General features: G+C 69.3%; 6 protein-coding genes. 3 read left to right on the top strand and 3 right to left on the bottom strand.

Annotated features, from left to right (window positions below):
- Positions 1 to 121: 121 nt before the first annotated feature.
- Complete coding sequence (locus VF665_RS13155; protein ID WP_414678718.1) at positions 122 to 1,648, top strand: IS1380 family transposase; 1,527 nt, start codon at positions 122 to 124, stop codon at positions 1,646 to 1,648.
- A gap of 287 nt (positions 1,649 to 1,935) precedes the next feature.
- Here VF665_RS13155 and VF665_RS13150 read toward each other — a convergent pair whose 3' ends face one another.
- The 3 genes from VF665_RS13150 to chrA form a co-directional block, all read right to left on the bottom strand.
- Positions 1,936 to 3,180, bottom strand: coding sequence for a HipA domain-containing protein (locus VF665_RS13150; protein WP_331053888.1), 1,245 nt, complete (start codon positions 3,178 to 3,180; stop codon positions 1,936 to 1,938).
- 8 nt (positions 3,181 to 3,188) lie between these two features.
- Positions 3,189 to 3,428, bottom strand: a complete 240-nt coding sequence (locus VF665_RS13145; protein ID WP_331053887.1) for a helix-turn-helix domain-containing protein — start codon at positions 3,426 to 3,428, stop codon at positions 3,189 to 3,191.
- Positions 3,429 to 3,559: 131 nt separating this feature from the next.
- Complete coding sequence (gene chrA / locus VF665_RS13140; RefSeq protein WP_331053886.1) at positions 3,560 to 4,900, bottom strand: chromate efflux transporter; 1,341 nt, start codon at positions 4,898 to 4,900, stop codon at positions 3,560 to 3,562.
- A 436-nt stretch (positions 4,901 to 5,336) separates the two neighbouring features.
- Between chrA and VF665_RS13135 the strand changes: the two genes are divergently transcribed.
- Both VF665_RS13135 and VF665_RS13130 read left to right on the top strand, forming a co-directional pair.
- A complete protein-coding gene (locus VF665_RS13135) occupies positions 5,337 to 6,149 on the top strand; it encodes a hypothetical protein (protein ID WP_331053885.1) in 813 nt (270 codons plus the stop codon).
- 266 nt (positions 6,150 to 6,415) lie between these two features.
- Positions 6,416 to 7,893: DEAD/DEAH box helicase (locus VF665_RS13130; protein WP_331053884.1), on the top strand; the 1,478-nt coding region annotated here is incomplete at its 3' end.

The raw sequence follows: 7,893 nt of genomic DNA, 5'->3' as shown, positions 1-7,893 counted from the left end.
CCCACAGTAAGCGTGATCTGAGCCTGCGGGAGGAGAAAAAGAAACCGGAAAGACTTATCTTGCTTGGCGTAGGTGGGATTCTGCCAGGAATCACTTTCGCCGCCCAAGATCAGCCTTTCCGGTGAAGAGAATATCGCACGCGAAGAGTCGAAAGAACAGTGCCGCTCGTACGCGGAAAGTTGCCCGTCTGCATGCTCGGGCGGGGCACTGGTCTTCGCGGCCGAAGCCGATGCTCGGCAAGGGGAAGGTGCACTACGAGATCGGCGCGAACACGGACGCGACGAGCTACGGAGGCATCGCCGCGGTGCACCGCATGGTGACGCGTCTGGGGCTGGCGCGGGAGATCGACCGGAAGCTGAAGCTGCTGAAGGTGCACCTGCCCTACCACGAGTCGGACCACGTGCTGAACCTCGCGTACAACGTGATGTGCGGGGGCACGCGGCTGGAGGACATCGAGCGGCTGCGGCACGACACGGCGTACATGAACGCGTTGGGTGCGGAGCTGATCCCGGACCCGACGACGGCGGGCGACTTCTGCCGGCGGTTCCGCGAAGCCGACGTGCTGACGCTGATGGAGTGCATCAACGCGGTGCGTCCGAAGCTCTGGCGGGGGCGTGCGAAGGAGATGCTGGGGCCGGTGACGTACGTTGACGCAGACGGCAGCATTTCGCCGACCGACGGCGAGCAGAAGGCCGGGATGGGGCTCTCCTACAAGGGGATCTGGGGATACGCGCCGCTTATTATCTCGCTGGCGAACACGCGCGAGGTACTGTACGTGGTCAACCGGCCGGGCAACGCGCCCAGCCACACGGACGCGGCGCAGTGGATCGACCGCGCGATCGACCTGGTGAGCCCGCACGCGCAGCGGGTGTGCCTGCGCGGCGACACGGACTTCTCGCTTACCGCGCACTTCGACCGCTGGGCGGAGCGGGCGGACTTCGTCTTTGGCATGGACTGCAGCAAGGCGCTGCGCAGCCGTGCGGAGGCGCTGGAGGAGAGCTGCTGGCGCCGGCTGGAGCGCAAGGCGAAGCGGGCGCCGCTGACGGAGCAGACGCGCCGGCGGCAGCCGAACGAGAAGGAGCGGATCGTGAAGGAGCGCGGCTACCTGAACCTCGAACTCAAGTACGAGGACGTCGCCGAGTTCGAGTACCGGCCGGGCAAGTGCGCCCGGAGCTACCGCGTGGTGGCGCTGCGGAAGAACATCAGCAAGATGAAGGGCGAGAACCTGCTCTTCGACGAGATCCGCTACTTCTTCTACGTCACCACGCGCACCGACCTCAGCGCCGAGGAGGTGGTCCGGTGCGCGAACGAGCGGTGCGACCAGGAGAACGTGATCGAGCAGCTCAAGAACGGGGTCGGAGCCCTGCGGGTGCCGCTGTACGACCTGGTGAGCAACTGGGCGTACATGGTCATGGCGGCGCTGGCGTGGAACCTCAAGAGCTGGCTAGCCCTGATGATGCACTGCAAGAGCGACCGCCGCGACTACATCCGGATGGAGTTTCGCCGTTTCCTGCACGCACTCATCCTGATCCCGGCGCGCGTGGAGCGGAGGGCGCGGGGAATCACGATCCGGCTCATCGGCTGCCATCCCACGCTGGACCGGCTCTTCGGCACTTGGCGCATGATCGAGAACGTGGGATTCACGTAACAGGGTGCGGCAGACCGGCAGTGCCTGTACCGTCTCGCGGCGAGCCTGGGCGAAACGGGAGCTCGGCCCTGCGCTGAAGGACCAGAGCCTCTGAAAGCGCACAGAAAGTACGCGCCTCCCCGGCACTCGTGACTGCGCAAGAGGCGAGGAAATAGCTCCTGAAGCCCGACGAGCGGCGCCTTATGTCCCGTTCGGAACCGGAACAGCCTTCGGTCAGGCGCTCGGGAGCCTACTCGCTTATTTCAGGCCTAGAGGGTACGAAAGGCTGAATCTGGTGCTTTCGTTCCCTATAGGGTTCTCGTTAGCCACGTCTTCATCCACGCGGCCCGATCCAGCACGAGTTCGTGAATCTGATCGAGGACGGCGTCGTGCCCGTGTTCCGCCGCGATCGCGTGCAGGATGCCGGGCAGTTCGGCCTCTGCCCGCTCCGCCAACTCCAGCCCCAAACGGCTGACGGCGGAGGTGCCCATCTTCATCGATCGCGCAAACTTCTCCAGCGCGCCGCGGTGCAGGCCCGCGACGCTCTTCTGCCCGCCCACGTGGATGGCGAGTTCGCGGTCAATCTGCGGGTAGACGTGCGTGGAAACCACGTCGTACACGGGGGCCAGCGCGGGCCCGCCGGGCTCGTACAGGAGCGACAGGTTCTTGGCGTGCCCATCGTTGTTGCCCACCAGCAGGTTGAACAGAGCCCAGCGCGCCAACGTCTCCAGGTCGCGCAGAGGATTGGCGCAGTGCCGCCGGATCACCTGGGCCAGGTCGGCGTGCGAGGGGCCGCCGCGCGCCTGGTACTTCTGGCCGGACCGGTGGCCCGTCACCTGGCAGAAATCTTCCTGGTGCAGGCGGCGGAGCGTGCCGTCCGGTTGCTCCACCCGGTCGTAGCGCAGGCTCTGGAACAGCAGACGTTCGCCGCCCACACCCTCGGAAACAGCCGCCTGAAAGCCGCACGCCGCCAGAAGCCGCATGCACGCAAGCTCGTTCAGCACCAGCCCCGGAAACACGGGTTTTGCGCGCTTGATGATCACGTTGCTGGGCGAGCCGTTCAGCGGCAGTTCAAACGTGCCGCCGCGGCGCCGAAAGATCATCTTCTGCTGGGCGCCGCTCATGGAAAGGCGCTCCGCGATCTGCATGTCGGTCACGCGGGCGCCGTACTCGGGGTCGAACAGCGCGGCGAGCTCCGCCGGGCTCAGCGTGCGGTACGACGGCTGCGCGGACGGCGACTCCCCCGCGGGCCAGAGCGACACTGCGCCCGCGCACTCCCCGCCGACCATCCCCAGCAGCCCGCCCACGTCACCGGGCGAATAGTGGCGCGCCTGCGCGATCAGGTCGCGCCCCTCGCCCTCCGGAAGCAGGTTCTCGAAAAAGACGGTCGTGGCCTCGTGGTCGTACGGCTCCGGGCGGACGGGAAGCCGGATGGAGAGCCGCGAGGCCGCCGGCTGGTCCAGCGCCGCCTCGCCGTACTGAAACGAGAGCAGGCCCCGCTCGCCGCCGCGGATGTGGCCCACGGGCACATCGTGCAGAAACACGTCCAGCATCGGCGCGCTCACTCGTCCGCCGGGCCGCCGCGGCGGCGCAGCACCAGGTCGTAGCCCAGAAGCTGAACGAGGTCCAGCAGTGTGCTGGCGCGCACGTTCCGCTTGCCGCCTTCCAGCTCCACCAGAAGCCGGCGGCCGACACCAAAGCGGCCGGCTGCGTCGTCCAGCGTCAGCTTTTCTTCCAGGCGCCTGCGCCGGACCACCTGGGCGAGGTCTGCGAGGTCCTGGACGAGATGTTCTTCGCGCATGGATGCGGCAGTGGAGCAATGGTGTCGGAGCGAACCCTTTGGGGAACGATACCCGTGATTCGCCCGCTTCGTTCCCAATAGGGGCCGATTCACCTTTTTGGCCCGATCGTTCCCCATAGGGTCCGGCTGCGTCACCCGAGCAGGCGCAGGATGATGCCGCAGAGGGCGGCGCCGGCGAGGATGGCGGGGATGCCGGCGCGGAAGCGGAAGATGGCGACCGCGGCGCCGATGGCGATCAGCAGGGGCGCAATCTGCAGCGAGCGCACGTCGGGGAGGGCGATGCGCAGCCCGAGCGGCGCGACCTCCGTCATCCCCCCGAAGAGCACATGCAGGGTGAACCAGAGCGCCAGGTTCAGGATCACGCCCACCACCGCGGCGGTAATGCCGGAGAGCGCCGCCGCCAGCGCGCCGTTGCGCCGCAGCCGCTCCACGAACGGCGCGCCCGCAAAGATGAACAGGAACGACGGCGCGAACGTCACCCATACCGCCACCGACGCGCCGATCACACCCGCGAGCAGCGGATGCAGCGCGCCCGGATGGTTGTACGCGCCCAGGAACGCCACGAACTGCACCACCAGGATCAGCGGCCCGGGCGTGGTTTCCGCCATCCCCAAGCCGTCCAGCATCTGCCCCGGCGCCAGCCATCCGTAGTGCCCCACCGCCTGCTGCGCCACGTACGCCAGCACCGCGTACGCCCCGCCGAACGTCACCGCCGCCGCCCGCCCGAAGAACACCCCTTCCGCCACGAACACGCTCCCCGCGCCGAACACGGCGGCGAGCGCCGCGACCGGCGCCCACCACAGCACCGCGCACACCGCGGCAACGCGCAGCGACCGCATCGTCATTGCCCGCCGCTCCGCGGGGGTGGAGGGCGGCAGGGGATCATCGTCCACGGCGGTGGCGGGAAGGGCGAGCCATCCCGCCACGCCCGCGCCCATCACGATCAGCGGAAAGGGGATGCCCAGCAGCGCGATGCCGATGAACGCGGCCGCGGCGATCATCACCTGCGCGCGGGTCGCCAGCGCGCGCCCGCCGATGCGCAGCAGCGCCTGCACCACGATGGCGATCACCGCCGGCTTCAATCCCAGGAAGATCGTCGTCACCCAGGGCGTGCCGTGCAGCGCGGCGTACGCGGCGCTCAGCGCCATCATCGTCACAAAGCCGGGGAGGATGAACAGCAGCCCCGCGGCCAGCCCGCCGCGCACGCCGAACATCGTCCACCCCACGTAGGTGGCAAGCTGCTGCGCCTCCGGGCCGGGAAGCAGCATGCAGAAGTTGAGCGCGTGCAGAAAGCGCGGCTCGCTGATCCACCGCTTCTCCTCCACCAGCACGCGGTGCATCACCGCGACCTGCCCCGCCGGCCCGCCAAAGCTCAGCACGCCGATGCGCGCCCACGTGCGCGCCGCCTCGCCGAACGGCACGGCGGGCACGGGGGCGGGAAGCTCCTCGTCCAGCGGATCGGGGCTCTGCATGGGCGGGAGGATAGCCGCTCGCCGGGCCGCCGCACAACGCGGATCATCCGCCTGAAACTCCGTGGACGCGGGCCGCGTACGGTGTGGGGCAGGAGAGAAGGACCTGAAGCACAACCCGAATGGTGCACTCCGGTGCCCGAGGATATAGAGATGAACACCGCACGCGCCCTGCTCGTCGCCATTGGCATTCTGCCCTCGCCCAACCTGGTTCCCGGGCTGTCGGACTGGCGCCGCGCCGCCGTGGCTCGCTGACCCCAAGCAGGCGGATGGATGAACAGGAGGCGCGGAACCCCGGTTCCGCGCCTCCTTCTCCGTTGATGGCGATTGGCACCGGCCGGTGGTGGCTGAAACTGATCCGCCGCGCGCTCCGTTGATCAGGGGGCGGAATGACTGGATCCCGAAACCCGGCTGGGGCGGCATGAACGATCAACGCACGATGGATCACTGGGCCCTGTTCGCGGACGAACGCCCTCCCGTGCTCGCGATGGCGCCGATGGACGAGACGCTCCGCTCCGCGCCGCACGCCAGCATTCTGCTGCACGCGACGGACGAGGAGCGCGGGTCGTTCCTGGTCTTTGGCGCCGCGGTGTGCGCGGTCGTTCTGCTGCTCGCGGGACTGCTGGCGGGCGACGTGGATTCCGCGCCGGCCGCGGGCGCGTGGGCGCTGGCGGTGATCGCCGCGGCGGCGGGAACGGTGTGGGCGCTGTGGAGCCGCGTCACGCGCCGCCCGGCGGAATACGTGCTGGACGATCGGGGGATCGCGCGGCACATGCGCCGGCCGCATCGCGCGGACGAGATCACGCTGCTCCGGTGGGACGAGGTCACCTTCTATCGCGACACGGCGGACATCGACCGGGCCGCGCTCCTGGCGGTGGGGCACAACGGCGCGCGCATCTGGCTGCACGAGCCGAACCCGTCGGAGCGGACGCAGCAGTTCATCCGCGAGTTCGTGGACTCCGCGGAGCGCCGCTCCCCTCTGGACACCTCGTCGCCGCTGGACCGCGCGGCCAACCGGCTGGGGCTTGTGGGCACCGGGGTGGTGCTGCTCGTGACCGGTTTCGTGCTGCGGCAGCTTTCGCCCGAGGCGCAGGAAACCGGGACGGCGGTGGCGGTCCTCCTCGTCTTTCTCGTCCACGCGTACGTGGTGCTCACGGACGACGATCAGGCATACGAGGACCGCCGCTCGCCCGCGTGGGACGCGCAGCTTCGCGACTCGCTGCGGCGCACGCTGGGCATCGAGCCCACCTGACCCGCGGCGCCGGCGGGTGATGAAAGGAGGCGCGGGATCTTACGGTCCCTCGCCTCCTTTCCATTCAGGCGGAGCGGATCGTCACCCGGTCCGAAACGTGATCATGAGAGATTAACATGATCAACTCGTGTGCTCATGATCACGTTTCCACGGCCCGGCAATGATCGAACGGATCTTCCCGGGGTCCAAAACATGATCATGAGAGATTAACGTGATCATTTCGCGTGCTGATGATCACGTTTCCACGTCTCTCGCAGCCGAACCGGATGGCCGCTCCGACCGCCGCGCCCCGCCGCTCCTCCTCTGCCAAAGGCCCGCTCGCGCCGGCCGAACGGTGGTTCACGTCGCGCAAGTGGAAGCCGTTTCCGTTCCAGCGCGAGGTGTGGGAGGCGTACCTGGAGGGGGAAAGCGGACTGATCCACGCGGCCACCGGAACGGGAAAAACGTACGCGGCGTGGATGGGGCCGGTGCTGGAGTGGATGGCGGAGCATCCCAAGGGCGCGCCCGCCAAGCCGCCCCCGCCGCTGCGCATCCTGTGGATCACCCCATTGCGCGCCTTGGCGGCGGACACCGAGGCCGCGCTGCGCGCCCCGCTGGCGGACCTGGGGCTGCCGTGGACGCTGGAAAGCCGCACGGGCGACACCTCCGCCAAGGTCCGCTCCCGCCAGCGCACGCGCCTGCCCACGGCGCTGGTCACCACGCCGGAAAGCCTGGCGCTGCTCCTGTCCCGCGACGACGCGCGCACCCTGTTCGCCGACCTGCGCGCCGTGATCGTGGACGAGTGGCACGAGCTGATGGGGAGCAAGCGCGGCGTACAGACGGAACTGGCCCTCGCCCGGCTGCGGCGCTGGCGCCCGACAATGCGCACGTGGGGGCTGTCGGCGACCATCGGCAACCTGGACGACGCGCGCGAGGCGCTGCTGGGCGCGGGGACGGGCCGGCCGCCCGGGCGGGTGATCCGAGGGCTGGTGCCCAAGGACATCATCGTGGACGCGCTGATCCCGCCGCGGATCGAGCGCTTTCCCTGGGCCGGCCACCTGGGCACGCAGATGCTGCCGCAGGTGGTGGACGCCATCGAGGAAGGCGAGACGGCCATCGTGTTCACCAACACGCGGTCGCAGACGGAGATCTGGTACCAGGCCATTCTGGATGCGCGCCCGGACTGGGCGGGGCTCATTGCCCTGCACCACGGCTCGCTGGACCGCGCCAAGCGCGACTGGGTGGAGGCCGGCCTGCGCGGCGGACAGCTGCGGTGCGTGGTGGCGACCAGCAGCCTGGACCTGGGCGTGGACTTTTCCCCCGTGGACCGCGTGCTGCAGATCGGCTCGCCCAAGGGCGTCGCGCGGCTGCTGCAGCGCGCGGGGCGCAGCGGCCACCGCCCGGGCGCCGTAAGCCGCGTCACCTGCGTGCCCACCAACGCGCTGGAACTCATCGAAGTAGCCGCCGCGCGCGACGGGGTGGAGGCCATCGCGGTGGAATCGCGACTCCCCGTGGAGCGCCCGCTGGACCTGCTCGCCCAGCACGTGGTCACGGTGGCGCTCGGCGGCGGGTTTGACCCGGACGACCTGCTGGCGGAGGTGCGCACGACCGGCGCCTACGCGGGGCTGCTGGACGACGAGTGGCGGTGGGTGCTGGACTTTGTGACGCGCGGCGGGGACGCACTGCGGGCGTATCCCGAGTTCCAGCGCGTGGTGATCGACGAGGACGGGCGCTACGTGGTGCGCGACAAGGGCGTGGCGCGGCG

The sequence above is a fragment of the Longimicrobium sp. genome, from assembly GCF_036387355.1.
GTDB lineage: Bacteria > Gemmatimonadota > Gemmatimonadetes > Longimicrobiales > Longimicrobiaceae > Longimicrobium.
The sequence above is the reverse complement of the archived record's forward strand: the minus strand, read 5'-3'. Positions and strand labels throughout refer to the sequence as shown.